At 62.1% G+C, this 25,626-nt stretch carries 25 protein-coding genes, 1 tRNA gene and 1 pseudogene; 19 read left to right on the forward strand and 8 right to left on the reverse strand.

Annotated elements, in window-relative coordinates; all coding sequences use genetic code 11:
- Positions 1-280 precede the first annotated feature (280 nt).
- From NKH73_RS08410 to NKH73_RS08435, 6 genes are all read left to right on the forward strand, one after another.
- Positions 281-1,024, forward strand: coding sequence for a DUF6597 domain-containing transcriptional factor (locus NKH73_RS08410; protein WP_352930750.1), 744 nt, complete (start codon positions 281-283; stop codon positions 1,022-1,024).
- Between the two features lie 69 nt (positions 1,025-1,093).
- On the forward strand, positions 1,094-1,492 hold the full coding sequence (locus tag NKH73_RS08415) for an SRPBCC family protein (protein ID WP_352930258.1): 399 nt from the start codon (positions 1,094-1,096) through the stop codon (positions 1,490-1,492).
- A 29-nt stretch (positions 1,493-1,521) separates the two neighbouring features.
- Positions 1,522-1,878 (forward strand): VOC family protein, encoded by a 357-nt coding sequence (locus NKH73_RS08420; RefSeq protein ID WP_352930260.1) that lies wholly within the window; start codon positions 1,522-1,524, stop codon positions 1,876-1,878.
- 959 nt (positions 1,879-2,837) lie between these two features.
- On the forward strand, positions 2,838-3,323 hold the full coding sequence (locus NKH73_RS08425; protein ID WP_352930262.1) for a hypothetical protein: 486 nt from the start codon (positions 2,838-2,840) through the stop codon (positions 3,321-3,323).
- Positions 3,320-3,913 carry a hypothetical protein gene (locus NKH73_RS08430; protein WP_352930264.1) on the forward strand — a complete coding sequence of 198 codons (594 nt, stop codon included), beginning with the start codon at positions 3,320-3,322 and terminating at the stop codon, positions 3,911-3,913. Before NKH73_RS08425 ends, NKH73_RS08430 begins: the two co-directional genes overlap by 4 nt.
- Positions 3,889-4,449: a hypothetical protein gene (locus NKH73_RS08435; protein ID WP_352930266.1), complete on the forward strand. Its 561-nt coding sequence runs from the start codon at positions 3,889-3,891 to the stop codon at positions 4,447-4,449. Before NKH73_RS08430 ends, NKH73_RS08435 begins: the two co-directional genes overlap by 25 nt.
- Here the strand turns inward: NKH73_RS08435 and NKH73_RS08440 are convergent.
- The 3 genes from NKH73_RS08440 to NKH73_RS08450 form a co-directional block, all read right to left on the reverse strand.
- Positions 4,430-5,680: a hypothetical protein gene (locus NKH73_RS08440; protein ID WP_352930268.1), complete on the reverse strand. Its 1,251-nt coding sequence runs from the start codon at positions 5,678-5,680 to the stop codon at positions 4,430-4,432. The two genes, NKH73_RS08435 and NKH73_RS08440, sit on opposite strands and share 20 nt — an antisense overlap.
- A 208-nt stretch (positions 5,681-5,888) precedes the next feature.
- Positions 5,889-6,116 carry a hypothetical protein gene (locus tag NKH73_RS08445; protein ID WP_352930269.1) on the reverse strand — a complete coding sequence of 76 codons (228 nt, stop codon included), beginning with the start codon at positions 6,114-6,116 and terminating at the stop codon, positions 5,889-5,891.
- Between the two features lie 317 nt (positions 6,117-6,433).
- Positions 6,434-6,523: transfer RNA gene (locus NKH73_RS08450), tRNA-Ser, on the reverse strand.
- A 413-nt stretch (positions 6,524-6,936) separates the two neighbouring features.
- Between NKH73_RS08450 and NKH73_RS08455 the strand changes: the two genes are divergently transcribed.
- The 8 genes from NKH73_RS08455 to NKH73_RS08490 all read left to right on the forward strand — a co-directional run bounded on the left by NKH73_RS08455 (position 6,937) and on the right by NKH73_RS08490 (position 15,834).
- On the forward strand, positions 6,937-8,169 hold the full coding sequence (locus NKH73_RS08455) for a septal ring lytic transglycosylase RlpA family protein (RefSeq protein ID WP_352930271.1): 1,233 nt from the start codon (positions 6,937-6,939) through the stop codon (positions 8,167-8,169).
- Between the two features lie 168 nt (positions 8,170-8,337).
- Complete coding sequence (locus NKH73_RS08460) at positions 8,338-9,504, forward strand: D-alanyl-D-alanine carboxypeptidase family protein (RefSeq protein ID WP_352930273.1); 1,167 nt, start codon at positions 8,338-8,340, stop codon at positions 9,502-9,504.
- 70 nt (positions 9,505-9,574) lie between these two features.
- On the forward strand, positions 9,575-10,249 hold the full coding sequence (gene tmk / locus NKH73_RS08465) for a dTMP kinase (RefSeq protein ID WP_352930275.1): 675 nt from the start codon (positions 9,575-9,577) through the stop codon (positions 10,247-10,249).
- Positions 10,246-11,301, forward strand: coding sequence for a DNA polymerase III subunit delta' (locus NKH73_RS08470; protein WP_352930277.1), 1,056 nt, complete (start codon positions 10,246-10,248; stop codon positions 11,299-11,301). The genes tmk and NKH73_RS08470 overlap by 4 nt, the downstream gene beginning before the upstream one ends.
- Positions 11,302-11,383: 82 nt before the next feature.
- Complete coding sequence (gene metG, locus NKH73_RS08475) at positions 11,384-12,937, forward strand: methionine--tRNA ligase (protein WP_352930279.1); 1,554 nt, start codon at positions 11,384-11,386, stop codon at positions 12,935-12,937.
- Positions 12,937-13,731: a TatD family hydrolase gene (locus NKH73_RS08480; RefSeq protein WP_352930281.1), complete on the forward strand. Its 795-nt coding sequence runs from the start codon at positions 12,937-12,939 to the stop codon at positions 13,729-13,731. Before metG ends, NKH73_RS08480 begins: the two co-directional genes overlap by 1 nt.
- Positions 13,732-13,734: 3 nt before the next feature.
- On the forward strand, positions 13,735-14,553 hold the full coding sequence (locus tag NKH73_RS08485; protein WP_352930283.1) for an MBL fold metallo-hydrolase: 819 nt from the start codon (positions 13,735-13,737) through the stop codon (positions 14,551-14,553).
- A 369-nt stretch (positions 14,554-14,922) separates the two neighbouring features.
- Positions 14,923-15,834 carry an agmatinase gene (locus NKH73_RS08490; protein ID WP_352930285.1) on the forward strand — a complete coding sequence of 304 codons (912 nt, stop codon included), beginning with the start codon at positions 14,923-14,925 and terminating at the stop codon, positions 15,832-15,834.
- 158 nt (positions 15,835-15,992) lie between these two features.
- On the opposite strand, the gene NKH73_RS08495 is transcribed toward NKH73_RS08490, so the two are convergent.
- Positions 15,993-17,522 (reverse strand): winged helix-turn-helix domain-containing tetratricopeptide repeat protein, encoded by a 1,530-nt coding sequence (locus NKH73_RS08495; protein WP_352930287.1) that lies wholly within the window; start codon positions 17,520-17,522, stop codon positions 15,993-15,995.
- A 129-nt stretch (positions 17,523-17,651) separates the two neighbouring features.
- Here NKH73_RS08495 and NKH73_RS08500 point away from each other — a divergent pair, with 129 nt between their 5' ends.
- Positions 17,652-17,903, forward strand: coding sequence for a DUF1127 domain-containing protein (locus tag NKH73_RS08500; RefSeq protein WP_352930289.1), 252 nt, complete (start codon positions 17,652-17,654; stop codon positions 17,901-17,903).
- A 13-nt stretch (positions 17,904-17,916) separates the two neighbouring features.
- Positions 17,917-19,083 (forward strand): MFS transporter, encoded by a 1,167-nt coding sequence (locus NKH73_RS08505; protein ID WP_352930291.1) that lies wholly within the window; start codon positions 17,917-17,919, stop codon positions 19,081-19,083.
- A gap of 111 nt (positions 19,084-19,194) precedes the next feature.
- Here NKH73_RS08505 and NKH73_RS08510 read toward each other — a convergent pair whose 3' ends face one another.
- From NKH73_RS08510 to NKH73_RS08525, 4 genes are all read right to left on the reverse strand, one after another.
- Complete coding sequence (locus NKH73_RS08510) at positions 19,195-19,740, reverse strand: DUF2076 domain-containing protein (protein ID WP_352930293.1); 546 nt, start codon at positions 19,738-19,740, stop codon at positions 19,195-19,197.
- 123 nt (positions 19,741-19,863) lie between these two features.
- Positions 19,864-20,580 carry a Bax inhibitor-1/YccA family protein gene (locus tag NKH73_RS08515; RefSeq protein WP_352930295.1) on the reverse strand — a complete coding sequence of 239 codons (717 nt, stop codon included), beginning with the start codon at positions 20,578-20,580 and terminating at the stop codon, positions 19,864-19,866.
- A 21-nt stretch (positions 20,581-20,601) separates the two neighbouring features.
- Positions 20,602-21,375, reverse strand: coding sequence for an anti-sigma factor family protein (locus NKH73_RS08520; RefSeq protein WP_352930752.1), 774 nt, complete (start codon positions 21,373-21,375; stop codon positions 20,602-20,604).
- An 8-nt stretch (positions 21,376-21,383) separates the two neighbouring features.
- On the reverse strand, positions 21,384-21,902 hold the full coding sequence (locus NKH73_RS08525) for a sigma-70 family RNA polymerase sigma factor (protein WP_352930297.1): 519 nt from the start codon (positions 21,900-21,902) through the stop codon (positions 21,384-21,386).
- 343 nt (positions 21,903-22,245) lie between these two features.
- On the opposite strand from NKH73_RS08525, the pseudogene NKH73_RS08530 reads away from it, so the two are divergent.
- The 3 genes and pseudogenes from NKH73_RS08530 (at position 22,246) to mazG (ending at position 25,622) form a co-directional block, all read left to right on the forward strand.
- Positions 22,246-23,398: pseudogene (locus NKH73_RS08530) on the forward strand (OpgC family protein).
- 130 nt (positions 23,399-23,528) lie between these two features.
- The gene (locus NKH73_RS08535) at positions 23,529-24,713 is read left to right on the forward strand and encodes an amino acid aminotransferase (protein ID WP_352930299.1); all 1,185 of its coding nucleotides are present in this window, start codon (positions 23,529-23,531) and stop codon (positions 24,711-24,713) included.
- 84 nt (positions 24,714-24,797) lie between these two features.
- A complete protein-coding gene (gene mazG / locus NKH73_RS08540) occupies positions 24,798-25,622 on the forward strand; it encodes a nucleoside triphosphate pyrophosphohydrolase (RefSeq protein WP_352930301.1) in 825 nt (274 codons plus the stop codon).
- Positions 25,623-25,626 lie beyond the last annotated feature (4 nt).

The following is a 25,626-nucleotide window of genomic DNA, read 5'->3' on the forward strand; positions in this document are numbered from 1 at the left end:
GTAAAAATGATGTCATGCGGCAATCGCCGCGGATCTTCGGTTGATGGCGTGCGTCGCGCGCAGGCGCCAGGGTCACGGACTTCGCCCACCGGCGCCTGGCATCGCAACCATACCAGGCAGGGTTGGTCGAGAACCACAACAGGGGTTGAAGAAAGCCGCCATCGCAATAGATTTCGGGGACCGAAGAGTGCGATCCCTGCGAAAGCGTTCCTCACAGGAGAGGCTCGTGACGCCTGGCGACAATACCCCCGTCCTTTCCGGAGCACCCATCCTTTCCGGGGTGATTGGGGAATACCGCGAGTTCGATCCTCCGGCCGTACTCGAAAGGCATTTCCAGTGTGTCTGGTCCAATACATTGCGACGGGACGCGGGAAGCTTGTCGGCGGTGGTCCCCGACGGTTGCGTCGACATCACCTGGATCGACGGCGATCTCGTCGTGGCGGGCCCCGACGTGGCCGTTGCCCTCGCTACGCTGACTCCCGGCTCAACCGTGATCGGCGCCCGCTTCCGGCCGGGGGCGGCAAGCCCGTGGCTCGGCTTGCCGATGTCGGAGATCGTCGGCGGGCGGGTGGCACTCAGCCGCTTCTGGGGAGCGCCGGCGCGCGAAATCGCCCAGCGAATTGGCGATGCATCCTCCACGGCGGAGCGGATGCGGGCGATGCAAGCGGCACTCTCCAGGCTTGCGCCCGATGTCGAGCCGCCGCCTCCGGAGATGGGATTTGCCTTCAACGCGCTGAAAACGGAATCCGCCGGCCCGGGGATGGCGGTCATCCTCGACCGGCTCGACGTCAGCCCGCGAACGCTTCGCCGTCGCTGCCAAGAGGCTTTCGGCTATGGTCCAAAGACGCTCGACCGCATTCTCCGATTCCAGCGGTTTTTGAGCCTGGCGCGGCAGTTCGCGGAGCCGCGCCTTGTCGATCTTGCGTTCGAAGCGGGTTATTCCGACCAGGCACATCTCACGCGTGAGGTGCGGCGCCTGTCGGGATTCTCGCCCGCGACGGTTCTGCGACAGTTCGGCGCCTGAACTGGCCGTTTCGTTCAATACGCCGCCGCCAACGCTGTCTAGTCTGCCTCCATTGGAAAGGAGGCAGATATGACCATCTACAAATCCCGCATCATCGCCGTGTCCATCGACCGGGACTGGCGCGAAGTCTACGACTTCGCCTCCATCCCGGAGAATTTCCAGCGCTGGGCGGCAGGCCTCGGCAGACGCTTCGAAAGATCGGGCGAGGAATGGACGGCGGAGGACCCCGATGGCCGGGTTATCCGCATCCGCTTCTCCCCGCCCAATGAATTCGGTGTCCTCGATCACATCGTCTTTGCCGAGGCTAAGGAAACCCGCAATGCGGTGCGCGTGGTTCCCAATGGCACCGGCGCAGAAGTCATGTTCACGCTTCTGAAGGCACCGGACATGACAGAGGAGATCTTCGCTGCCGACGCCGCCGCCGTGCAGCGCGACCTCAACACCCTGAAGGCAATGCTCGAACGCTGAGCTTCCAAAGACCGCGAAAGGAGAAGATCATGGCCAAATCCAGCAACGACAAGCGCATCGACTATGTCGAGTTTTCCGTCGACGACATCCCGCGTTCGCGCGACTTCTATGGCAAGGCCTTCGGCTGGTCCTTCAAGGACTACGGGCCGAGCTATTGCGAGTTCAACGATGGCCGCCTGACCGGCGGCTTTGCCCTCGGTGGCCAGAGCAAGGCGGCAGGCGGGCCGCTGGTGATCCTCTATGCCGACAAGCTCGACGAGACCCAACGCCGCGTCGAGGAGGCCGGCGGGAAGATCGTCAAGCCCGCCTATTCCTTCCCGGGCGGCCGCCGCTTCCACTTTTCCGATCCGGACGGCTACGAGCTGGCCGTGTGGTCGGCGAAGTGAAGAGGTGGAGAGGGACGCCGGACCGGATCCGGCGCCCCCATCAACTTTCCTTCTGCATGTCCCGCACCTCCGACGAAGGCACGACCATTTCTCCCTACTGCGACTCATGCTGCTGGAAAATTAAGGACAAGCTAAAGTAGCGCTTAGCGAGAAAGCAACGTCCTGTTGAGGTCCTGTTAGTCGCTGCCTATGCCTGAAAAATAGCCAATCGCAAGGCGCCTTTGGTGGCTAATAGCTTGTGCTTTTCGAAGATCGCTAGCTTCTGCGGATAAGTGATCCGCACCTTGGCGTTACACCCGTCGCATCTGATGTGCGCGATTGTTCTCAGCGCAGAGCCCTTCCTTACAGTCGGATGCGAGCAATCCGGACAAGCGAATGTGAGCGAAACATCAGACAAGTTTTCGGCTAAACCCATTTCCATCTCCCTCGCCAGCGCTCTGGCGACACCATTCAAAGCCGTCGTATGTGAAACTGATATGAAGGCGCTCACATAGTGACCGAAGAAGTTTCCCCCCCAATCAATCAGCGAGCCCCGCTTCGAATGTACCAGACCGATTTCGGCCCCAACTCGGGGCGAGTCTCAATTTGCAATTTAGATGCCAATCCGATCGTGCCAAAACGGGACGAGGCACGCCGAGAACCTTAGGAGACCCAGCGCCGCGTCGAGGAGGCCGGCGGGAAGATCGTCATGCCCGCCTATTTCTTTCCCGGGCGGCCGCTTCCATTTGCGCGGGTGGTTATAGCGGCGCTGAACCTAGTCAAAGGGGCAAGCGCTGCTGTTTAACGATGTAACAATTATTGTCCGATGGCGTGGCTCGCATCGTATAAGGCTGGCCTGAGAACCATCACATACCGCGCCGCGCATGACGGAACTGACACGAACGACAATACGGCAAAGACTGTACGCTTTTTTGATCGCTGGTCTGGGTGGACTGGCCGCATCGGCAATCTCGTTTTCGATGACGCTCTACGAAGCTGCCCATCCGCCAACGGTGCCTGTTGTGCAAGCGGGCCAGCAGATCGATACCGGTCGCTGGTTCGTCACCTTGCGAACGGCACGTGTCGGAACCGTGCCGCCGACAGGCGTTCCCCCATCGCAGCCTGTGCAGCTTCTGATGGTGGACCTGGACGTGGTGAACCGTTCCGCGACCCCAAACAACGTGCTCTACCGCGCCGTCACGCTCAACGCTCCGGCGCAAAGGCTGCCAATGCCAACGGTTTATCTCGATCGCGACAAGTATCTGGCGGGATATTTCAACCCCAACATGCCGGAACGCGCGACGATGGCTTGGGAGTGGCCGGCCGGTGTGCCCGTGCCGGACAAGGTGACGATCACCGTCACCGGCCAGATCTACAAGCTGCGCGACAATCTCTACGGCGCAAGTGGGTGGTACGACCGCGATCCCGTTGCGACGGTCGATCTGCCGGTGGGGAAGGCGCCATGATGCGCGTGGTGCGTTCGGTGCTTGCGCTGCTGCTCGCTGCCGCCGTGCTCTACGGCATACAGCATACGCGTCCGCTCTACAGCGACATTACATCGCCGATCGTCTCTTCGGGCGGCATGAACAAGCGTGTGGAGGCTCGCGCGTTTGCGCTTTCGGTGGATAGCGCCAGGGTGGCGCGGGTTCTCAACGTCGAGACCTTCGGGAAGTCAAAGACCTACACGAGTTCCGGCGTATGGGTTGTGGTCGAAGGCGAAGCCGAGGCGAAATTCGAGACCTTGGGTCTCACTTCAGGCGAGTGGCTGAGCGGCAGCGGCGTCCGTTATGTTCTGACCGACCGAGTGCCGGCGACGATCGAAATGATGCCGGGTAGTGCCTACCAGCCCGGCCTGCCACGCCGTATCCTTCTGGTGTTCGAGGTGCCGGAGGACGCCGTCGCCGGCGGGACCGTGGTGGTTGCACGCACAAAATTGCTGCCGCTCGACGATGAGATCCGCATCGCCACGAACGTTTCCGGCAAGGACATCGAGCCCGCGATCGCCATCCGCCGCAACCAGGAAGGACCACCATGGACAGTTCTCCCGCAAAGGTGATGTCAACGCGGCGACGCTACTGGCTGAGCATGATGGCGCTCGTGGTTGCGCTGCCCGCCGCGCTCGCCGCGCAAACGTGGGGAAGCATCAAGGACTGGCGCTCCCAACATGTGCGTCAGCCGGTCTCTGCGAGCTTGGGGCAGCCGATCGACTATGCCGGCGCAAGCTGGACCGTGACGCGCTTCACCAGGCTGGCAGGCAGCAAGGGAAACGCCGTCGTCCTTGCCGAATTCGAGGCTCTCCCTGACGACCCGAAGGCGCTCGGTGCCGTTCCATGCCAGGTGCGGCTTTCCGATGGGAGCGGTCGCGAATGGCAGCCAACCCTGTTTGCCGATCCGGTGGTCAGGAAGCAATATCCGGAGGCCCAGCAACGGTCTCTGTGTGGCGGCAGCGCATTCGCGGCGGCGGAACCCGGCAAACCGGCACGGATGGCTGCCAGCTTTTCGATCCCGCCTGCGGCAAGCAGCCTCACACTGTCGATCGGCCTCTATTCGGCGCTGCCGAATTATCTCAGCGTCAACGAACCGCGGACCTGAGGGCGTTCGCTTCGCCAGCCATGGCGACTGCAGTCTCAAGCACGGCTGCAAGCAGCGCGACCCGGACCGCGTCGAGCAGGATTCCCCCGTCGAGGTCGCTTGGGCTGCCGATGAACAGGCTGATCGTGTCGGCGAAGATCTGCCAGGTTGCGAGATCATGCGCTCCGATCAGCCTTGTCAGGCCATACCACATCCAGGCGCCGGCCCACGAGATGGCCTGATAGGCGATGACGAAGGTGACAAGCGTCGCGAGGCCGGCACTGAGCGTCAGCTTGAGGCAAGTCCAAACCGGCGAGTAGCGGCTGCGATAGCCGCCAACGAAATGGGTCGCGAAATCCTTCAGCCACTTCTGCCAGGACATCGTGCGCGATGGCGCAGGAGCGGAAGCGGCCGGCGCGGAAAGCTCATAGCCGTTGATGATTGCCGTCATCACCAGCCAGACAATCGGCAGCAATGCGAAAAAGAAAAGATTCTGAAGCTGCTCTCCGAAGGGACGCTGCCGGAATTCCACGGGAACGAACTGGCCGGCCGCAACCGCTTGACTTACCGGCGCAAGCAAATCGAGGCTGAGCTGTTGCAGCGCGGCGCCTGCGCCAAGCCAGCGGATGAACTGGTCTTTCCATTCGCCGAGCGCGTAGAGACCGATGAAGACCCAAGTTGCGTCCGTCGCCACGATCAGCAGCCGCCAGTAGGGGTGAGAGGCGCGCGTATTCAGCCGCTTGGCGGCAAAACGCACCAGCCAGCAAACGACGATCGACAGTACCACGCCGCTCGACTGCAGAATGGCGAAGATGTCGACGCTCTTGCCGAGTTCGGCTTGGGCCAGCGCCATGCGCGAATACTCGCGGACCGTGTCGCCGAGAAAACCCCATGCGGCATAGTAGGCGAAGAACGGCAGGATCGCGGCCGCGGTAATCGCCAGGATTGGCTCGCGCTTGTTTTCGTCCGCTCCCTTTTTTGCTTTTTGTCTCAGTGCCGCCACCGCCGGCATGTGCGGCCGGAGCACCACGAACATCATGACCAATACCGTCAGCTTGGCGAGAATCACCAGCGATAGCATGACCATACCGCCTAGTGGGAATTGGAGGCCGATCGTCACGGCGCCCTGAAGCAGCAGATCACGAGCGATCACACCAAGGCAGCCGACAAGCAATAGTTGGGGCCAGCACTGGATAATCAACCGCGCCGTTAACGCCAGCGGCCGATATATGTCTTCAGTCGTCGTGGTCATCGCGTCAGGTGGCTTTCGTGCTCCGGTCCTGGACGTTCGCCAGACGGTCCTTCTCTATTCCTGCAGTTGCGATCAAACTCAAACCGCTTGGGTTCGAATTTGATCGCAGGTAACGCAAGTTTACCTCATCCGCCTTGCCGGGCTTGACCCAGTCGGTGAGCCGAAACCGGTTCAGGATTCGGAGATTTCCAGCTTTGGAGAATAGCGGCTAGTCGGTCAGCTTAGTAAAATCGTGGCGGCGCGCGCGAACATGTGCCAGCAAATTCGTTTCATTGACGACCCCGGATTGAAAGAGAGCCAGTGTGGTCGAGGCCAGAATCTGACCGTCTATCGAGGTGCTGTACCATTTAGCGTCGGCGGCTATCTGGTCGACCACCCGCTGGCAGATCGCCCGATCTTCAGGTTTTAGGAACTGACTTTGCGGCACTCGGAGCATCTCGACGCCTTTAAAAGGGGAATTACTGTGTCCACGCGACACAATGAGTGGTCGCAGAAAATGGACCGTAGGCGCAAGTTCAAGCGGCCCGGCAGCCCCATCGGGGGGGTGACCATCAGCAGGCCGCCGGGCCTTGACCACCAGCGGGCTTAGAGGAGGCGCTGTGCTGGCTGATCAAAAGCTTGCGCTCAAGGCAACGGAAAAGCATCATTCGAACGAACACTGTTCGTCATGATGAGCAGCGAGTGTGATGGCGGATACAGTGACCGGGGTCGCAGATCCGCGCGCGACATGTCGGCGATGCGCTCAACGGCATCTGGCGGAGGGAGTGGGATTCGAACCCACGGTGGGCTTGCACCCACGCCGGTTTTCAAGACCGGTGCCTTAAACCGCTCGGCCATCCCTCCATCGTGATTTTTCAACCACTTGGATGCTCGTCCTGATCTCAACTCGTACCTGTTGGCGCTGCTGCGCCGCCCGGAGATCATTCTCGCTTCACTGCTCTAGTGCGCCCGACGAAGTCCTGTCAACCAGCCGCGGCCTCTTCCAGCCAAGGGCAGAGCATGGACGATTGACCGCGGGGCGGAAGCAGGACGAACAGCGCTGCGCCGATGATCGAAAAGCAGCGGTTTTTCACAGCGATCGCCTGGGACCGTTTGTGCCACAATCTCGCCCGGTTCCGACCATAATCGGTTAATAGGCTGATAAACAATTCCTGCGCAAAAGGAATAGCGAATCAGGGTGGCGCTAGCATTTGTCGAGGGGTTTAGCCCTGCCGACAGTCAAGTTGCGGTGCCTGTTAAGAGGGGACAATCGAAACATGCAGAGCACGGCGCGCCCGCATCTTCGTCGCGCTTGCGCTTTCACGTTGTTTGCCCTGTCGGCCGCCTTGCTGGCGGCTTGCGCCGCCCCGCCACAGCCGAAGGCAATGGTCAACACGAAGCCCCGCTCCAAGGAATATTTTGCCGAATCCGAATATGGCGTAAAGGCCAGCCCGCGCGTTACCTTCAAGAAGTCCGGCCTGCAGCGCGGCGGCGGACGCGACCAGCTGGGCAAGCCCTATCAGGTGCGCGGCAAGTGGTATTATCCGAAGGAAGACAAGCGCTACGCCAAGGTGGGTCTCGCCTCCTGGTATGGCGACGCCTTCCACGGTCGGCTGACCGCCAACGGCGAAGTCTACGACATGACCCACCTGACCGGCGCGCATCCGACCATGCCGCTGCCGAGCTATGCCAGGGTCACCAACATGAAGACCGGCAGTTCGGTCATCGTGCGCGTCAACGACCGCGGCCCTTACCATGACGGGCGTATCATCGATGTGTCGAAGCGCGCCGCCGAAATGCTCGACTATGCCAACAGCGGCACGGCTAAGGTGAAGGTCGAATATGTCGGCCGCGCGCCGCTCGACGGCAAGGACGACCAGTATCTGATGGCCTCCTACAATCCCGGCAACAGGGCGCCGGATCCGTCGGACGGCTTGCCCACCGGCGTCATGATCGCCATGAACGGACCGTCGCCGAGCACGGCGTTGGGCGCTGCCGCTGCTCCATTTCCCGGTCAGTTGACGAATTCCGCATCAGCACAACCTGTCACGTCGGCGCAGACGTCGGCTGCTGGCACTGTGACGCTGCCCGATTTCGGGCCGATCGTGCCGGAACGCCCGGAGATCAATCTGCCGGCGCAATCGCCGTTCACCGTGGCGTCGCTGTCTTACGCGGACGAACGCGTGCAGCGCGGCTCCAATGTCTTTGCAGCGCTGGATGGCACCGGCATGTCGCCCGCCGAAATTCTTCAATCGTGGAAGCGGCAAGCGCCTTCAGGGGGATCACCGACGGACTATGTCGCGGCGGGCTCGTTCGACGATGCCGCCGAGGCGAACCGCGTGGCAGCCCAGCTTTCCGGCTTCGGCAAGACCGAAATCCAGCGCTCCGAATTCGAGGGCAAGGACTGGTATTCGGTCAATCTCTACCCGGACGGCCATGGCAGCCTGGACGAGATGCTGCAGGCGGCTTGGTCGCATGGCGCGCCGGACGCGTTCGTGGTTCGGAACTGAAAAGCGCGTAGCGCTTTCCATGAGGAAAAACAAAGAGATAGAGCGGTTCGGCATTTCCGTGAAACGATGAACCGCTCTAGTCATCCATGGCGCGGTTGATCGGCCGGGACAAAGCCTGATAGCTTGTAGAGCTTGCCCAGAAATGCCGGCTGACAGGTCGACCCTCTGATGAAATCTCGCTTCGCCGCGCCCGTCGCCGGGCTCCTGGGTTTTGGCCTCCTGCTGCTTTCGCTGGCGCCGGCCGCGGCGCAGCTTTTCGAGACCAAGGCCACGCGGGCCTTCATGATCGATGCCGAAACCGGAACGGTGCTGTTTTCCAAGGACGCCGACAAGCCAATGCCGCCGGCGTCACTGGCCAAGCTGATGACGATGGAAGTGGTTTTTGACGCCATCAAATCAGGGCGCGTGACGCTCGATGACACTTTCGTGGTGAGTGAGAACGCATGGCGCACGGGCGGCGCGCCATCCGGAACATCGACCATGTTTGCCAAGCTCAAATCGACGATCCGGCTCGAAGACTTGATCCAGGGCGTGACGGTCCAGGCGGCCAATGACGGCTGCATCATCATCGCCGAAGGCTTCGCCGGATCGGAGGCGAATTTCGCAACTAAGATGATCGACCGGGCGAGGCGGATTGGTCTGGAGAAATCGACATTCCTCAATTCAACCGGTCTGCCGGCCGACGGTCAGCAAACGACGGTTCGTGAGCTTGCGCTTCTGGCCCTGCATATCTGGCGCGAGTACCCGGATCTCTATCGCTACTATGGTCAGACGGACTTCACCTGGAACAAGATTACCCAACGGAACCGCAATCCGCTGCTGGCGATGGATATCGGTGCCGATGGCCTGGCGGTCGGCATGAGCGAGGTGTCCGGCTTCGGCATCGTCGGCTCGATCAGTCACGATGGCACACGCATCGTCGCGGCGATGAGCGGACTGGCAAGCGACCGCGAGCGCGCCGAGGAGGCACGAAAGCTGCTCGAGTGGGGCGTTCGCGCCTTCCAGAAGACCGAGATTTTCGCCAAGGACGAAGCCGTCGGTGAGGCCCAGGTTTTCGGCGGTGCGAAATCCGGCGTGGCGCTGAAGGCAAAGGGGCCGGTGAACATCTTCCTGCCCATCGCCAACCGCGACAAGCTGACCGCCAAGATCGTCTATGACGGTCCCGTTGCAGCACCCGTGGAAGAAGGGCAGCCGGTGGGCGCACTGCAGGTCTGGATCGGGGACACACTGAGCCAGGAGACGCCGCTTTTCGCTGCCGAGTCGGTTGGCGTGGGCTCGTTGCGGCAACGCGCGCTTGATGCCGTCAAGGAACTGGCCGTCGGCTGGCTGCGTTAGCCCGTCGTGGTGGACCTTTTTTCTGACCGGGACTAAGACGGTTCCCGCAGTATGGAAGAAGGCTTTTTGATTGGCGCGCGGATTTTTCATCACCTTCGAAGGCGGGGAAGGGGCAGGCAAGTCGACGCAGATCTCGCGGCTGGCCAGCAAGATGCGCGCCAAGAAATACGATGTCCTTGTCACGCGTGAGCCAGGCGGCTCGCCCGGCGCGGAGGCGGTCAGGCATGTCCTGCTTTCGGGTGCGGCCGAACCGTTCGGCCCCAAGATGGAGGCGCTGCTTTTCGCCGCCGCGCGTTCCGACCATGTCGAGCAGGTCATTCGGCCGGCGGTCGAGCGCGGCTCGATCGTGCTTTGTGATCGCTTCCTCGACTCCTCACGCGTCTACCAAGGCGTCACCGGCGGTCTCGACCCGGCGTTTATGGAGGCGCTGGAAAAGGTCGCCATCAACGGCATGGTGCCTGACATGACGCTGATCTTCGATATCGATCCCGCCGAAGGACTGCGGCGCGCCACGGTACGGCGGGGTACCGATGCCGGCGCCGATCGCTTCGAAAAGGAAACGCTCGATATCCATCAGCGTCGCCGCGAAGCCTTTCTGGCGATCGCCGCGGCGGAGCCCGAGCGCTGCATCGTCGTCGATGCGTCCGCCGACCCCGACGCGGTGGAGAATGTCGTCACCGCCACCGTTTTCGCCGCCTTGGAGACGATGACGCCGGTGCACAGGAAACAGGTGTCGCCGGCATGATTTTCGAACGGATTGCACCAGAACAGCACGACACGCTCGACGGCGTACCGGAGCCTTCCGAGACCCCGCGACTGGTCGGGCATGGCCAAGTGGCGAACATGCTGGCGTCGGCATATCGCTCCGGGAAGCTGCCGCATGCGCTGATCTTTGTCGGACCGGTCGGTATCGGCAAGGCGACGCTCGCCTTTCATCTGGCGCATCATCTGTTGAAGCATCCGGCGTTCGAGCAGGCGCCGGACATTCTCGCCGTTCCCGATCCGGCATCATCGCTGTTTCGGCAGATCGCCACCGGCGCGCATCCTTCGGTGCTGCATCTGACCCGCCCGCCGAACGACAAAACGAAAAGCTTCAAGACAGTCGTCACCGTCGACGAGATCCGCAAGGTCAGCCGCTTCCTGTCGCTGACCTCGCATGACGGCAGCTACCGGGTAGTGATCGTCGATCCGGCCGACGACATGAATGTCAATGCGGCCAATGCCTTGTTGAAGAATCTTGAAGAACCACCGGCGCGAACACTGTTCATCCTCATCGTCCATGCACCGGGCAGCCTGCTGCCGACGATCCGGTCGCGCTGCCAGATGGTGCGGCTGACACCGCTCGATGCCGAGAGCCTTATGGCGGTTCTGGAGAACGTCGAACCACCGCCGCCGGACGACCCCGCGGCGCGCGCGGCACTGGCCAAGCGGGCAGGGGGCAGCGCACGCACCGCAATCCTGCTGACGCAGTATGGCGGGTTGGAAATCGCCGAGACGCTCGATGCCCTGGCGACAGCACGAAAGAGCGATGTTGCCGGCGCCTATCGCCTCGCGGAGGCAGTCGCCGGTCGCGATCAGGCGATCCAGTTCGATATCTTCAATCGCCGTGCGCTCGACCTGCTCTCGACCGGCGCAAGTCAGGCCGCGCTGGCGGGCGACCTGGCGCGGGCGAAAACACTGTCGGATACTTGGCACGAGGCGCTGAACGCTATATCTGAGACCGACACCTACAATCTCGACAAGAAGCAGCACGCCCTGACCATGATCGACCGCCTGAATTCTGCAATGCGAATGTGACGGCCCATCGGGATGGCAATCGCCGTTTCGATGCGATATCTCACCGCTACATCTTCATTCAGACATTCATGACGGCTCATCCATGGCACGCGAAAAATACTACCTAACGACGCCGATTTTCTATCCGAACGGCAAGCCCCATATCGGCCATGCCTACAATGTCATCGCCAGCGACACGCTGGCCCGCTTCCACCGGCTCGACGGCAAAGACGTTTTCTTCGTCTCGGGAACCGACGAGCACGGCTTGAAGATGCAGCAGACGGCGGACGCCGAAGGCCTGACGCCAAAAGCGCTTGCCGATCGCAATTCGGCGATCTTCCGCTCGATGCTCGAAGCGACCGGCTGTTCGAACGACGTCTTCATCCGCACCACCGAAGAGCGCCACTACAAGGCCTGCCAGGCGATCTGGACGCGCATGGCGGAGAATGGCGACATCTACCTCGACCGTTATAGCGGCTGGTATTCGGTGCGGCAGGAAGCCTATTTCGACGAGGCCGAAACCAAGGTCGGCGACGACGGCGTGCGCCGCGAACCACTCGGCTCGCCAGTCGAATGGACCGAGGAAGAGAGCTATTTCTTCCGGCTTTCCACCTATCAGGACAGGTTGCTCGCGCTCTATGAGAGCAACCCCGAATTCGTCGGCCCAGTGGAGCGGCGCAACGAAATCGTCAGCTTCGTCAAATCAGGGCTGAAGGACCTATCGATCTCGCGCACCACGTTCAAATGGGGCGTACCGGTGCCGGGCGACGACAAGCATGTGATGTATGTCTGGGTCGACGCGCTGACCAACTACATCACCGCTGCCGGTTTTCCGGATAGAGCCAATGAGAGATGGTCCTTCTGGCCGGCAAACGTCCACGTCATCGGCAAGGACATCGTCCGCTTCCACGCCGTCTACTGGCCGGCCTTCCTGCTGTCGGCGGGGATCGAGCTGCCGAAGCGCGTGTTTGCGCATGGCTTTCTGTTCAACCGCGGCGAGAAAATGTCGAAGTCGGTCGGCAATGTCGTCGATCCGTTCGCGATGATCGAGCATTACGGCCTCGACCAAGTGCGCTATTTCTTCATGCGCGAAGTGCCGTTCGGCCAGGACGGCAGCTATAGCCACGATGCCATCGTGAACCGCACCAATGCCGACCTTGCCAACGATCTCGGCAATCTGGCGCAGCGCTCGCTGTCGATGATCGCCAAGAACTGCGGCGGCGTGGTGCCGAAACGCGGCGAATTGAGCGATGCCGACAAGGCGATCCTCGATCAGGCAAGTGCCGCCCTTGTCACCGCGCGCAGGACGATGGCCGAACAGGGCATCCATCTGGCGCTGGCGGCGATCTTTGGCGTCGTGGCCGAAGCCAACCGCTATTTCGCGGGGCAGGAGCCGTGGGCGCTGAAGAAGACCGATCCCGCGCGAATGGAAACGGTGCTGTGGACGACGGCCGAGGTGATCCGGCGCGTCGCGATCCTTTGCCAGCCCGTCGTCCCGACCTCGGCGGCGAAGCTGCTCGACCTGCTGGCGGTGCCGGCGGACAGCCGCGATTTCGCGCATGTCGCCGAGGCTCACGCGCTGGTTTCAGGCACTGCTCTGCCGGCGCCGGAACCGGTGTTTCCACGCTATGTCGAGCAGCCGGACGCGAACATCTGATGCTGGTCGACAGTCACTGCCATCTCGACTTTCCGGATTTCGCAGACGAGCGGGCGGCCATCGTCAACCGCGCCTCAGCCGCTGGAATCGGTCGCATGGTGACAATCTCGACGCGCGTGAAGCGATTCCAACAAGTGCTTGAAATCGCTGAATCTTTTGACGAGGTATATTGCTCTGTCGGCACCCATCCGCACAACGCCGCCGAAGAGCTGGACGTGACCGTCGAGGAGCTTGTCGGGCTGTCCGCTCATTCCAAAGTGGTGGCGATCGGCGAAGCTGGGCTCGATTACTTCTACGACCATGCGCCGCGCGATGCCCAGGCGCAGGGTTTTCGCACCCATATTGCCGCCGCGCGTCAAACGGGCCTGCCTCTGGTCATCCATTCGCGCGACGCCGACAGCGACATGGCTGATATCCTCGAGGACGAAACAGGGAAGGGCGCCTTCCCCTTCATCCTGCACTGTTTTTCGTCCGGGCGCAGGCTGGCCGAAGTCGGCGTGGCGCTCGGCGGCTACGTTTCCTTTTCAGGCATCCTGACCTTCAAGAATTCGACCGAGCTGCGCGCCATCGCCGCCGACGTGCCACACGACCGCCTGCTGGTCGAAACCGATGCGCCATATCTGGCGCCGATACCGTTCCGCGGCAAGCGCAACGAGCCTGCCTATGTCGCGCATACAGCCAAGGTGCTGGCCGAAACGGTCGGGATCAGCGAGGCTGAGATCGCTGCCGTCACCACGGACAATTTCTTCCGGCTGTTCAGGAAGATGCCGCGCCCAAGCCCGCCGAGCACCTGACGCATGAGCGACCGGCTACGCCTCACCATTCTCGGCTGCGGCTCATCGCCGGGCACGCCGCGCATCACTGGCGACTGGGGCAATTGCGACCCGGCCAATCCGAGGAACCGGCGCATGCGCACCGCAGCGCTCGTCGAGCGGATCGCGGCGAACGGCGACAGAACCACAGTCGTCATCGATACCGGGCCGGATTTCCGCGAGCAGATGCTGCTGGCATCGGTCAGGCGCATCGATGCGGTCGTCTATACGCATCCGCATGCCGACCATATCCACGGCATCGACGATTTGCGTGGCTTCGTGCTCGAGCAGCGTCATCTGATCGATATCCACGCCGACCAGCCCACCATGCTGCGGTTGCGGGAAGCGTTCGGCTATTGTTTCGAAACACCGCTAGGCAGTTCCTATCCGCCCATCGTCGAGCCCCATATTATCGATCACGCCAGGCCGGTGGTGATCGAGGGCGAGGGGGGTGCCCTCACCCTCGAGCCGCTGCCGCAGATCCATGGCGACATCATATCGCTTGGTTTTCGCATCGGCGGGCTCGCCTATTGCCCCGATATCAGTGATTTCCCGGACGCTACCGCCGAACGGCTGCGCGATCTGGACGTGCTGGTCATCGACGCGCTGCAATACAGGACGCACCCGAGCCATCTGTCGCTCGGCCAAGCGCTCGGCTGGATCGAAAAACTGGCGCCGAAAACGGCCGTGCTGACGCATATGCATGTGCCGCTCGACTACGCCACCGTGATGGCCGAGACGCCAGCCGATGTCGAGCCAGCCCATGATGGCATGACGATAGAAATACCTTTTAAATCAGCATGATAGGAACGATTTTTGATGGCTGGCAGCATCTATCGTGTTTCGATCGCGTCTGTCAGCGGCCGGCGCTCACGACACACCTTGTTTGCCGCCGAGCCACACGCAAGGCCGCGCGGGCTGTCGTGGCGACGCTCGCAGCCTGAAGTCCTGACGCGTAGCCTCTAAGCGGCCGGCGTCGGCTCCGCTGAAGTAGGGGCAAGCCATTGACAATTTTATGGAATTTGGCCTGACCGCAATGTCGTTCAGTTCCATAATCTATCTTATGCGACTTTCCGATGTGGCCTTGAGGACGGCTAGATCGGCGCGTTTCGCTCCACAGGGCTTCGCCAACCTGATACCAAGAGACTCTCTGATTCATCAAGGCCATCAGGAATGACCGCCTCGCCTCGCTTTCTCGGCTTTCCCGATCGCCTCGCCGATGGCTGCCTGCCTCGTGTGGTGATCTTCGGAGCCGGTCACGGCAGTACATATCCCGGCAAGGACAGCAGCGGCTATGCCTTGGCCGCCGACGCCGTCCGCGCTGCGAGCCAGGAAGATGCCGAGCTCGTCGAACACTGGGATTTCGACCTCGGCGGCCCGCTGTTCGACGGTAAGTCGGTCTGCTGCATCGATGCCGGCGATATTCCGACCACCATGCACGACAATGCCGGCAACCGGGCGCGGATCGAGGCGAAGACGTGCGAAGTCCTGGCATCGCAAGCCGTACCAATCCTGCTCGGCGGCGACGATTCCGTGCCCATTCCCTTTCTCGCCGGCTTTGCCGATCACGGGCCGGTCTGGATCCTGCAGATCGACGCTCATATCGACTGGCGCGACGAGTTGCATGGCGAACGCTACGGGTATTCAAGCCCGATGCGTCGGGTGAGCGAGATGCCGCATGTTGCCGGCATCGTGCAGGTCGGACTCCGTAGTGTCGGCAGCGCGCGCCTCACCGAAATCGAAGCAGCGCGGCGCTATGGCAGCCGCTTCGTGACTGCCCGCGAGGTTCACGCCCAGGGCATCGAAGCCGCACTCCGGCATATTCCGGAAGGAGCGCGGGTTGTCGTCACGCTCGACTGCGACGGCCTCGACCCCGGCATCATGCCGGGCGTGGCGGCGCGCACGCCCGGCGGCCTCACCTACACGCAGGTGATAGATCTCATCGCGGGCCTCGGCAAACGGGCCAAGATTGCAGGATTCGATCTTGTCGAGCTCTATCCTCCGGCCGACATTGACGGCCTGTCGGCGCTGACCGCCGCGCGCCTACTCGTCAATGGGATCGGCACCATCGTCCGGCAGGTTTGAGGCCGTCCCCTCGCCGCCCGTGGACGCCCCGACGGGCTTCATTGCAACATTACGGCCGCTTGATTTTGGAGGAAATGCCACGGGTCGCTTTGAAGAGTAGGTTGCACGAACAGTGCGAAAGCGCCGTTATGGGACGGCGCGTTCGATGATACGGCGCATCACTCCGGAAGACCGGCCTTGCGGAAGCCATCGACGAAATGCTCAAGCGTCGCAGCGTCGCGGAATGGCTCCGTCGCGGCCCAGTGGCCGGTTGTGAAATCAGGGTTGCCGACGAGGAACAGTTCGACCTCAGCGCGCGCCTCGTCGAGCCGCCCCAATTGGGCAAGGCTTGCGGCCAGAAAACGGCGTGAGCTTGTGCGATACGTCTCGTCCCTGCGCAGGGTCTCGACAGCGGCTTCGTATTCGCCGGCCGCATATTGCGCCTGACCGAGCGTGAGATAGTACCAACTTGCCGGAAACGGGTTCAGCCGGAACGCCTTGCGAATGTGCTCAAGGCCCTCCTCGACCCGCCCGGCCAAGACCGCGATGTCGGATAATGCCGCCCAGGCATCGGCCTCGTTCGGGTCGAGCTCGATCGCCTTGGCGAATTCCGCATCTGCTTCGGCGAAGCTGCGCTCATATGCCAGCAGATAAGCCAAAACCCAGCGGCAGCCGGCATCGTTGGGGTCGATCGCCACCGCTTTGCGCGCCAGTTCCAAGGCAACGCTACGGGACGTTTCGGTTGGTCCGCCAGAATGCACCCGTCCCATCCAGTGGTTCATCGCAAGCCAGCGATAGGCCTCGGCATATTCCGGATCGAGCGAAACCGCGCGCGTGAGCATCAGATGCGCTTCCCGCGCCATCTGCGGCGTGTCATCCATCAGCTTGCGCGCCCGCACGCAGAGATCGTAGGCATCGAGATTTTTAGGCCGATTGCGCTGCGGCGGTGCGCGCAGACGGCCCAGTAACGCCTCCACGATCATGCCGGTGACCTCGTCCTGAACGGCAAAGATATCTTCCAGGCTGCGATCAAAGCGTTCCGCCCATAGATGATCGCCACTCACCGCGTCGACCAGCTGTGCGTTGATGCGCACACGCCCCGCAGCGTGTCTTGCGCTACCCTCCAGCAGGTATCGTACGCCAAGATCCTGTGCGATCGCGTGCACATCCATCGCCCTCCCCTTGTAGGCAAAGGCCGAGTTGCGCGCGATGACGAACAGGCCTGAGATCCTGGACAGGTCGGTGATCAGGTCTTCGGTCAACCCATCCGCGAAGGATTCCTGCTCGGGATCGTTGCTGATGTTAACGAAGGGCAGCACAGCTATCGATGGTTTGTCGGGCAGCGGCAAAGGTTTTCGCTTCGCGCTACCGAGCTGTTCGATGGTCCCGGTGAAGCGGTAGCCGACGCGCGGAACCGTGGCGATCCACTCACTGCCCCCATTACCGGCATCGGCGGCCGGGCCAAGCAGCTTGCGCAGCTGCGAGATCTGGACGGTGAGGTTGCCTTCCTCGACGGCTGTGCCCGGCCACGCCGCGTCCATCAGTTCGGCCTTCTCAAGGATTTCGCCGGGCCGTGCGACGAGTGCCGCAAGCAGCTTCAGACCGCGGTAGCCAACGGCAACGGGGACATCGTTCCGAAGGAGCGTTCCCGCACCGGAATCAAGCACGAAGGGACCAAAGGCAAAGCGCTCTTCCTGCATACGCCGCATCTATAGCCCGTTTGGAAGTTTTGAGAACTATTTGCCAGAGCTTAATTACGACGCTGTTCGTATCCTGCAGAATTCAATCTCTTTCAGGTCGACGGTCCTTCGGACCATCAAACCCACATGGAGGTTGCCATGAACGATACTCTTGCGTCGGTTTCGCCTCAGACAGCGCGGCCAGGAGCGTGCGTAGTGCCGACGGAAATGCCGCGTCGGCACTACAGTCTGATGACGCTGCAAAACATTGTCGCGACCTGGAGCGAGCGGAAACGCGTTCGCTGGCAGCTTATGCAAATGTCGAAGGACAATCCCCATTTGATCGACGATATCGGTCTGACGGGACAGCAGTTCGAGGAAGAGATCGCCAAGCCCTTCTGGCAAGCATAAGGCGAATGCCGCAATGACTGCCGAAAGCACGACATCATCGCAAGAGGATCGGATGCCATGGGCTGCGATGGCGGGTATCATCGCGACCGTCACGGTGTTCGCGCTGGCACAGGGGCTGACCTATCCGCTGCTCAGCTTCATTCTGGAGCGGCAGGGAACGACACCAGGTCTGATCGGCTTGTCGGCGGCGATGACGCCGCTGGGTTTCATCGTATCCGCGCCCTTCGTTCCGGCGCTGGAGAGGCGCGTGGGCGCGGCGCGGCTTGCGATCCTGTGTTCGATCCTGGCAGCGCTCGCCCTGGTCGCGATTGCCTTGACGCAGGAAGTCTGGGCCTGGATGCCGCTGCGTTTCCTGCTCGGCTTCTTCGTCAATCCGCTTTACGTGATCAGCGAGACCTGGCTGATCTCGATCACGCCCGCGTCACGGCGCGGCCGCATCATGGGCCTCTATTCATCGATCGTTTCGGGTGGCTTCGCCATCGGCCCCCTGTCGCTGGGCCTGGTCGGCACGCAGGGTTGGCCGCCGTTCTTGATCGGCATCGTGGCCTTCCCGCTCTGCGGCCTGATCGTCCTTGCGGTCGTGCCGCGTCTGCCGAAGATGTCGCATGAGGGCAAGGCGATATCGGTCGGCGGCTTTTTCGCACTGGCGCCGCTGCTATTGTTCACGGTTTTCGCCGCAGCCGTCTTCGAGCAGGTCGTGATCTCCTTGTTTGCGGTCTATGGCGTCGCGCTCGGCAGCGCCGAGGGGCGCATCGCTTCGCTGATCGCCTGTTTCACCGCAGGCAATGCCGTGTTGCAGATTTTGCTCGGGCGCGTGGCCGAACGGTTCGGCTCGACGCGGCCCATGTTATTCTGTGCGCTGGCTTCGCTGGCCGGCTGCCTGCTGCTGCCGTCGATCTTCAATTCATGGCTCATCTGGCCGCTCGTTTTCGTATGGGGCGGGGTCTCGTTCGGGATCTACACCATGTCGCTGATCCAACTCGGCGAGCGTTTCACCGGTCAAGCCTTGATCGCTGGTAACGCGGCCTTCGCGTTCGTATGGGGCATCGGCGGCATCGTGGGCTCGCCCGCGACAGGACTGGCGATGCAACTAATTGGACATCAGGGACTGCCATTGTCCCTTGGCCTGCTGTGCTGTCTACTGGCGGTGTTTCTGATGGCGGAGAGACGGCAGGTCTGACCGAGGCACTTGCGCCATGGAAGTGCATGCCGCTTGGATTGTGCGCCGACCGGCCCTTCGTGCGGCGGAATGGCGGAAGTCTAAGACCGGTCCCACCCGCACCGCGGATGATCAGAATTCAACGTCGCCGAAATCACCGGCATCGTCGGAGCCGGCATCGTCTGCTTGTGGCGCCGGTTGTTCGGCCGCCTGCGCTTCACCGCTTTCGCCAAACATGCCTGCGATCGCGTTGCCGAGAAGCACGCCGCCCGCCACGCCCATCGCAGTCTGCGCGGCTCCGGCGAGGAAACCGCCGCCTGCCCCCTGCCGATCATTGCCGGAAAACGGAGGCGGCGGCGCAGCAGCAGCGGTGCGCCCGACCCGCGGCACCGAACCCGAGCGCCTGGCGCCGCTGCCGCCAAAAAGGCCGCCAAGCAATCCGCCGCCGGCAGACTGCTGCGCCTGTTGTTCCAGTTCCTCGATGCGGGATTGTGCCGCGTTCAGGGCCTGCTCTTGCACGACGATTGTCTGCGCCATGTAGTATGGCGCTCCGGGCTGCCGGGCAATCTGATCGTTGATGAAGCGTTCCGCTTCGGCATCGCGCGGCGGCGTCTGTCGCTCGACATTCGCAAGTTTCTCGAAAAGGTTGCCGATCGCCTGCTGGTCGTTCCTGTCCATGGGAGCAACTCCGGTCATTTGGGCGCGCCGCGTCCAGGAGATTTTCGCGACGCGCTTAAGTCTCTGGTCAATGCATGTCGCTGCTCGAAAACCGCTGCCGCGACATGCATTGATTCAACGCGGCTATTCGCGCTCGCCGGTGAAGTTCAGCAGCAGCTGGAAGATGTTGATGAAGTTCAGATAGAGCGAGAATGCACCGAAGACGGCGAGCTTCTGTTGCGATTCCGCACCGAAGTTTTCGGCAAACTGCTCCTTGATCGTCTGCGTATCCCAGGCGGTGAGACCGATAAAGACGGCGATGCCGATCACCGAGATGGCGAACTGAAGTGCGGTCGAGCCGAGAAAGATGTTGACGATGCTGGCAATCACCACGCCGATCAGGCCCATGATCAGGAAGGACGAGAACTGGGTCAGGTCGCGTTTGGTCGTATAGCCGTAAAGGCTGGTCGCGCCAAACATGGTCGCGGCGATGAAGAAGGTGCGCGCGATGCTCGTGCCGGTGAAGACAAGGAACACGGAGGCCAGCGACAGGCCCATCACCGCACAGAATGCCCAAAACATCGCCTGAGCGCCGGCCGCCGACATCGTCTGCATCTTGAACGAGAACAGCAGCACGAAGGCGAGCGGCGCCAGCATCACCACCCACTTCAGCGGGCTGGAAAAGATCGGCACGTAGAGGGCTGGCGTTGACGCCACCATGAAGGCGATCACGCCCGTAACGACGAGGCCGACTCCCATATAGTTGTAGACGCGCAGCATATGCTTGCGCAGGCCTTCGTCGAAGACGGCCCCGGTTTGGGCTCCGACGCCCGTGCGGTATCCTAGATCAGGGGTGTTCATGCGAGTTCTCCTTGATGAGGGTCAGTAAAGCGTTTTGGCGAGCGTTTCAGCGGTGCGATCGAGATCGCGGATACCGCTTCGGGCGACGACCGCGTAGGCGACTTCGCCGATCTGGAAATAGGCCGAGGAAATTTCGCCCGAAGGGGCGGCGGTCGGCTTGACCACATCGAACGTTCCGGGCCTGATCGCGAACAGCGAGACCAGCCCGAGGTCATTTGTTTCGACAGCCATCTCGACGCTCGGGCCGAACCGCGAGGGATAGATCTGCACGTCACGGACCTTCCAGTCCTTCGGCAGCGACGGCATGACGATCGCCGTGGCGGCGCGGATTTCGTCCGCATCGTAGTCCGGCGCTTCGGGCTGAGATGACATGGCCTCGCGCATGATCGTCGTGCCATGCGCCCGGATCGCCTCCTCCAGATAGGCAGGCGGCTGGGTCGAGGCGACGACTTTCGTCACCGATATCGGCCCGACGATGCCGTTCGCCAACCAGCCCGCGGCGAGCAAGACTGCGACCGCCGCAGCCCGGCGAAACGTGCCTAAAACGCGACCCCGGGCCAGCCCCCGTTCCAGCCGCCGCGCTGCATCGGCCGTTGCCGGCCGCGCCATACCCTTGGATCCGGCAAGCGCCACGCGCAGTTCGTCGCGCGTCCTGAGGTCGGACATCACGCGAGCGGCCGCCTCCGGACGGGCGGAGAGAAAGGCCTCGACCTCGATGCGGCGGGCAACGTCGAGCTGGTCGTCGACATAGGCGTCGAGGTCGGCATCGGTCACCGGGTCGCGCAGTTCGTTCATCACGGACATCACGGGCCTCCCACGATCCTGAGGTGGCTGTTCGATCGCCCCGGCAATTTGTTCTCCATTTCACGGAGCGCCGCGCGCGCCCTGCCGATGCGCGACATCAGCGTTCCCAGCGGCACGCCGCTGGCCTCGGCAGCCTGGCTGTAGGTAAGGCCCTCGATGGCAACGAGATGCAGCGCCGAACGCTGCTCTTCCGGCAATTTGAAAAAAGCTTCGCGCACCTGCGCCAGGCGGACGGAGTGTTCCTGGGGAGCCTGCATACTGGCGTCAGCAAGATATCCAGCCTGCTCGACGCGCGCCGCTTCAGACTTGCGGGACCGCAAGCCGTCAACGAAAGCATTGTGGACGATCGACAGCAGCCACGCGCGCAGGTTTCCGCCAGAGCGGAACGTGCCGCGCCGCTCATAGGCACGCACCAGCGCGTCATGCACCAGATCCTCCGCTTCGGCGCTGTCGCGGGTCAGCGAGCGCGCATAGCGTCGCAGGGAACCGAGCTGTCCTACGATATCGAAGCGTGGCATCGACCCTCTCATGTCCTGTTTACGGAGCATGACAGGTTTTTAATCCCGCACCTTGAGTTTTTTCTCGATCCGGAAGGTCGTACCTCCTCACCGTCGCCGGTTACGGCTTCCCGTCCGCGCCCCTCAGCGCCCGCAGTTTAGCGCCAGTGGATTTCAATGTTTATACCTGAATTAATTTGTGACGCGGGAAATCGCGAAGGTGTCATCTTTTTCGGGGCACTAGCGAGTTATAGGCAGGAAACATTCACCGCCGAATCTTCCCTTCGCCGACGGTCCTCTGGGTCCGCTTTGTTCAACGAATTATCGACCCGACATGACAAGCCCAGACACGACAAGCCCCGACATGACAGGCAATGTGCCAACCCAGCGGGATACCCGCATCGATGTCTTCCGCGCTAGCGCTACTGACGATCTTCATCAACCATGTGCCGGGGACGATCTTCGAGCATTTCACGCATAAGAATTTAGGCTTTTCCGACTCGGCCGAAGCCTTCGTGCTGATTTCAGGGATTGCCGTTGGGCTCGCCTACGGATTGAAGTTCCAGCCGGGGAACCGGTTGCTCACGACCCTGAGAGCCTGGCGGCGTGCCGCTGTCCTCTATGTCACCCACATCATGACCACCGTGGCGACGCTGGCGATCTTCTCGGCGGCTGCATTGCATTTCTCGCGGCCCGATCTTTTGAAGCTGATCAATATCCAGATGATCATCGAGGACACGCCGGAAGCGCTGCTCGGCATCGCGGCGCTCGGGCATCAGATCGGCTACAACAACATTCTTTCCATGTATGCCGTCGTACTTCTGACGGTACCGCTTTTCCTGTGGATCGGCACTTTCAGCCTGCGCTTGATGCTTGCTGCGTCCGCTGTCCTCTGGCTCATCGCTGGCATTTTCCAGATCGCGCCTTCGGATTATCCCGGCGATGGCTTCTGGTTCCTGAACCCCCTCTCCTGGCAGTTTCTGTTCGTCATCGGGATCGCCGGCATGCTGCATGTCAAGCGCGGCGGCGAAATCCGCTTCAACTGGATGATGGCGAGCGCGGCCATCGGGTATCTGGTCGGCGCGCTGATCTGGGTGCGGCTGCCGCTGTGGGGCACCGAGACGGCCTCCGGCCTGCCTACCGTGCTGACCGGTTTCGACAAGACATTCCTGTCGCTGTCGCGGCTCATGCACATTCTGGCGATCGCCTATCTGGTCGTCGCGATCCCGGCGCTTTCCAACTTGGCGAGGACCAGGCCCGGACACCCGCTCGCGGTCCTCGGCAAGCATTCGCTGCCAGTCTTCATCGCCGGAACGATCCTCGCCATGATCGCGCAGGTCATGAAGGTCGTCAGCCCGGGCGGGATTCTCTACGATACGATCCTGATCTCGACAGGCATCGCGCTGCAGTTCGGCTTCGCCTATTACCTCGAATGGCTGCCGCGGATCGGTTGGGGCAACACCAAGAAGCAGCAATCCGTCGCCGCTTTGCCGTCTGCTGCCCTCAAGCCGGCGTAATAGAATGGCATGACCGGCTGACGTGCGGAAAGCCGCGCGGTTTGGCGGTTTTCAGCCTAGTGCAAATGAAAACCGCTGGCGCGGCACGGCCGATTTGCGTATCACACCGCGGCCAACGGAACCGCGCCAAATGTTCGAAGACCTCCAGCCTGCCCCAGCCGACAAGATTCTTGCCTTGATCGGCCTCTATCGCGCCGATCCCCGCCCCGACAAGGTCGACCTCGGCGTCGGCGTCTACAAGGATCGCGATGGCAAAACGCCGGTGATGCGCGCCGTGCGCGAAGCCGAAAAGCGATTGCTGCAGAGCCAGGACACCAAGACCTACCTCGGCCTTGCCGGCGATACCGGGTTCAACACGGCGATGGCAAGGCTTGTCTTTGGCCCTGCGGCCGAATTGACGCGCATCCGTGCGGCGCAGGCGCCTGGCGGCTCAGGCGCTCTGCGGCTGGTGGCCGAACTGCTCAAGAGAACGCGATCGGACGCGACGATCTGGCTATCGGACCCGACATGGCCGAACCACGTGCCGGTGATGCGTGCCGCCGGCTTGCAGATACGCGAATACCCCTATTTCGACGCTGCCTCAGGTTCTGTTCGCTTCGCCGAGATGATGAGCGCGCTTGCGACCGCCAGGAGCGGTGACGTGGTGCTGCTGCATGGTTGCTGCCACAATCCGACAGGCGCCAATCTGGACACCGCACAGTGGGCTGAAATAGCCGACCTTGTCGTCGAGTGCGGTCTGCTGCCATTTGTCGACATTGCCTATCAAGGTTTTGGCGAAGGCCTGGACACAGACGCCGCCGGCTTGCGCCTGCTGGCTGAAAAAGTTCCGGAGATGGTCGTTGCCTCGAGCTGCTCCAAGAATTTCGCCGTGTATCGCGACCGCGTCGGCGCGGCGATGATCCTGGCAAAAGATGGCGCGCAGGCGGATGTGGCCATGAGCCAGATGCTGTCGGCGGCGCGCGCCATGTACTCGATGCCGCCGGACCATGGCGCAGCCGCAGTGCGCATCGTGCTTGAAGACGCCACGCTGCGCGCCGACTGGGAAGCGGAGCTCGAGGAGATGCGCCTGCGCATGCTGCGGCTTCGGGTGCAGTTCGCCGAAGCGCTGCGGCGGCAGTCCAATTCCGATCGCTTCGATTTCGTCGCCAGCCATCGCGGCATGTTTTCCCGGCTAGGCCTGTCCGAAGCGCAAGTCGAGCGGCTGCGCGCCGAGCACGGCGTTTACATGGTCGGCGACAGTCGCATCAACGTCGCCGGCCTGCCGGAGGACGGCATGGAGGCGCTCGCCAAGGCGATCGTCTCCGTGCTCGATTGAGACGCTGAGCAACGCTGTGGACAATCGCCCCTCGCCGTCCGACGGCGTTGGCTACACGGTCGGACGCAAGCTAGCATCCGGCCGATGAAACCCTCGAAGGACATTTCCCGGCTGATTGAGATCATGGCGGCGCTGCGGGCGCCCGAAACCGGCTGCCCGTGGGACATCGAGCAGGATTTCTCGACCATCGCGCCCTACACGATCGAGGAAGCCTACGAGGTGGCGGACGCCATCGCGCGCGGCGACCTGGACGATCTGCGCGACGAGCTCGGCGACCTTCTGCTGCAGGTCGTCTACCATGCGCAGATGGCCGAGGAGGCCGGCGAATTCGCCTTTGGCGACGTTGTCCAGGCCATCACCACAAAAATGATCCGCCGCCATCCGCATGTCTTCGGCGACGAGAAGGCGCGTAGCGCCGGTATGGCCAAGGGCATGTGGGAGAAGATCAAGGCCGAGGAAAAGGCGGAAAAGCGAAACGCCCGCCTCGCCCGCGGGCTAGACCCTGAAGATAACGGCAAAGGCTTTCTCGATAGCGTGCCGGTCGCCCTGCCCGCGCTGACCCGGGCGCTGAAGCTGCAGGAAAAAGCGGCCCGCGTCGGCTTTGACTGGAGTGAGGCCGCGCCGATCCTCGACAAGATCGAAGAAGAGATCGGCGAGTTGCGCGAGGCTCTTGCCAAAGGCGATACGGCTTCGATCAAGGACGAGTTCGGCGACATGCTGTTTGCCGTCGTCAATCTCGGTCGTCATCTCAAGGTTGATTCCGAAGCGGCGCTCAGCGGCACCAACGAGAAATTCCGGTCGCGGTTCCACTATGTCGAGCTAGCGCTGGAAGCGTCCGGAAACACGCTGGAAAAGGCCACGCTCGACGAAATGGAGGCGCTTTGGCAGCAGGCAAAGAGCGCGAAGTAACAGA

Source organism: Mesorhizobium sp. M0938, from assembly GCF_040319125.1.
GTDB classification, from domain to species: Bacteria; Pseudomonadota; Alphaproteobacteria; order Rhizobiales; family Rhizobiaceae; genus Mesorhizobium; species Mesorhizobium robiniae.

Excerpts from the sequence above, each read along its gene's own strand:
- NKH73_RS08415 (WP_352930258.1), top strand. The coding sequence starts at position 1,094 with ATGACCATCTACAAATCCCGCATCATCGCCGTGTCCATCGACCGGGAC.
- NKH73_RS08420 (WP_352930260.1), top strand. The coding sequence starts at position 1,522 with ATGGCCAAATCCAGCAACGACAAGCGCATCGACTATGTCGAGTTTTCC.
- NKH73_RS08425 (WP_352930262.1), top strand. The coding sequence starts at position 2,838 with ATGACGCTCTACGAAGCTGCCCATCCGCCAACGGTGCCTGTTGTGCAA.
- NKH73_RS08430 (WP_352930264.1), top strand. The coding sequence starts at position 3,320 with ATGATGCGCGTGGTGCGTTCGGTGCTTGCGCTGCTGCTCGCTGCCGCC.
- NKH73_RS08435 (WP_352930266.1), top strand. The coding sequence starts at position 3,889 with ATGGACAGTTCTCCCGCAAAGGTGATGTCAACGCGGCGACGCTACTGG.
- NKH73_RS08440 (WP_352930268.1), bottom strand. The coding sequence starts at position 5,680 with ATGACCACGACGACTGAAGACATATATCGGCCGCTGGCGTTAACGGCG.
- NKH73_RS08445 (WP_352930269.1), bottom strand. The coding sequence starts at position 6,116 with ATGCTCCGAGTGCCGCAAAGTCAGTTCCTAAAACCTGAAGATCGGGCG.
- NKH73_RS08455 (WP_352930271.1), top strand. The coding sequence starts at position 6,937 with ATGCAGAGCACGGCGCGCCCGCATCTTCGTCGCGCTTGCGCTTTCACG.
- NKH73_RS08460 (WP_352930273.1), top strand. The coding sequence starts at position 8,338 with ATGAAATCTCGCTTCGCCGCGCCCGTCGCCGGGCTCCTGGGTTTTGGC.
- NKH73_RS08470 (WP_352930277.1), top strand. The coding sequence starts at position 10,246 with ATGATTTTCGAACGGATTGCACCAGAACAGCACGACACGCTCGACGGC.
- metG (WP_352930279.1), top strand. The coding sequence starts at position 11,384 with ATGGCACGCGAAAAATACTACCTAACGACGCCGATTTTCTATCCGAAC.
- NKH73_RS08480 (WP_352930281.1), top strand. The coding sequence starts at position 12,937 with ATGCTGGTCGACAGTCACTGCCATCTCGACTTTCCGGATTTCGCAGAC.
- NKH73_RS08485 (WP_352930283.1), top strand. The coding sequence starts at position 13,735 with ATGAGCGACCGGCTACGCCTCACCATTCTCGGCTGCGGCTCATCGCCG.
- NKH73_RS08490 (WP_352930285.1), top strand. The coding sequence starts at position 14,923 with ATGACCGCCTCGCCTCGCTTTCTCGGCTTTCCCGATCGCCTCGCCGAT.
- NKH73_RS08495 (WP_352930287.1), bottom strand. The coding sequence starts at position 17,522 with ATGCGGCGTATGCAGGAAGAGCGCTTTGCCTTTGGTCCCTTCGTGCTT.
- NKH73_RS08500 (WP_352930289.1), top strand. The coding sequence starts at position 17,652 with ATGAACGATACTCTTGCGTCGGTTTCGCCTCAGACAGCGCGGCCAGGA.
- NKH73_RS08505 (WP_352930291.1), top strand. The coding sequence starts at position 17,917 with ATGACTGCCGAAAGCACGACATCATCGCAAGAGGATCGGATGCCATGG.
- NKH73_RS08510 (WP_352930293.1), bottom strand. The coding sequence starts at position 19,740 with ATGGACAGGAACGACCAGCAGGCGATCGGCAACCTTTTCGAGAAACTT.
- NKH73_RS08515 (WP_352930295.1), bottom strand. The coding sequence starts at position 20,580 with ATGAACACCCCTGATCTAGGATACCGCACGGGCGTCGGAGCCCAAACC.
- NKH73_RS08520 (WP_352930752.1), bottom strand. The coding sequence starts at position 21,375 with ATGAACGAACTGCGCGACCCGGTGACCGATGCCGACCTCGACGCCTAT.
- NKH73_RS08525 (WP_352930297.1), bottom strand. The coding sequence starts at position 21,902 with ATGCCACGCTTCGATATCGTAGGACAGCTCGGTTCCCTGCGACGCTAT.
- NKH73_RS08535 (WP_352930299.1), top strand. The coding sequence starts at position 23,529 with ATGTTCGAAGACCTCCAGCCTGCCCCAGCCGACAAGATTCTTGCCTTG.
- mazG (WP_352930301.1), top strand. The coding sequence starts at position 24,798 with ATGAAACCCTCGAAGGACATTTCCCGGCTGATTGAGATCATGGCGGCG.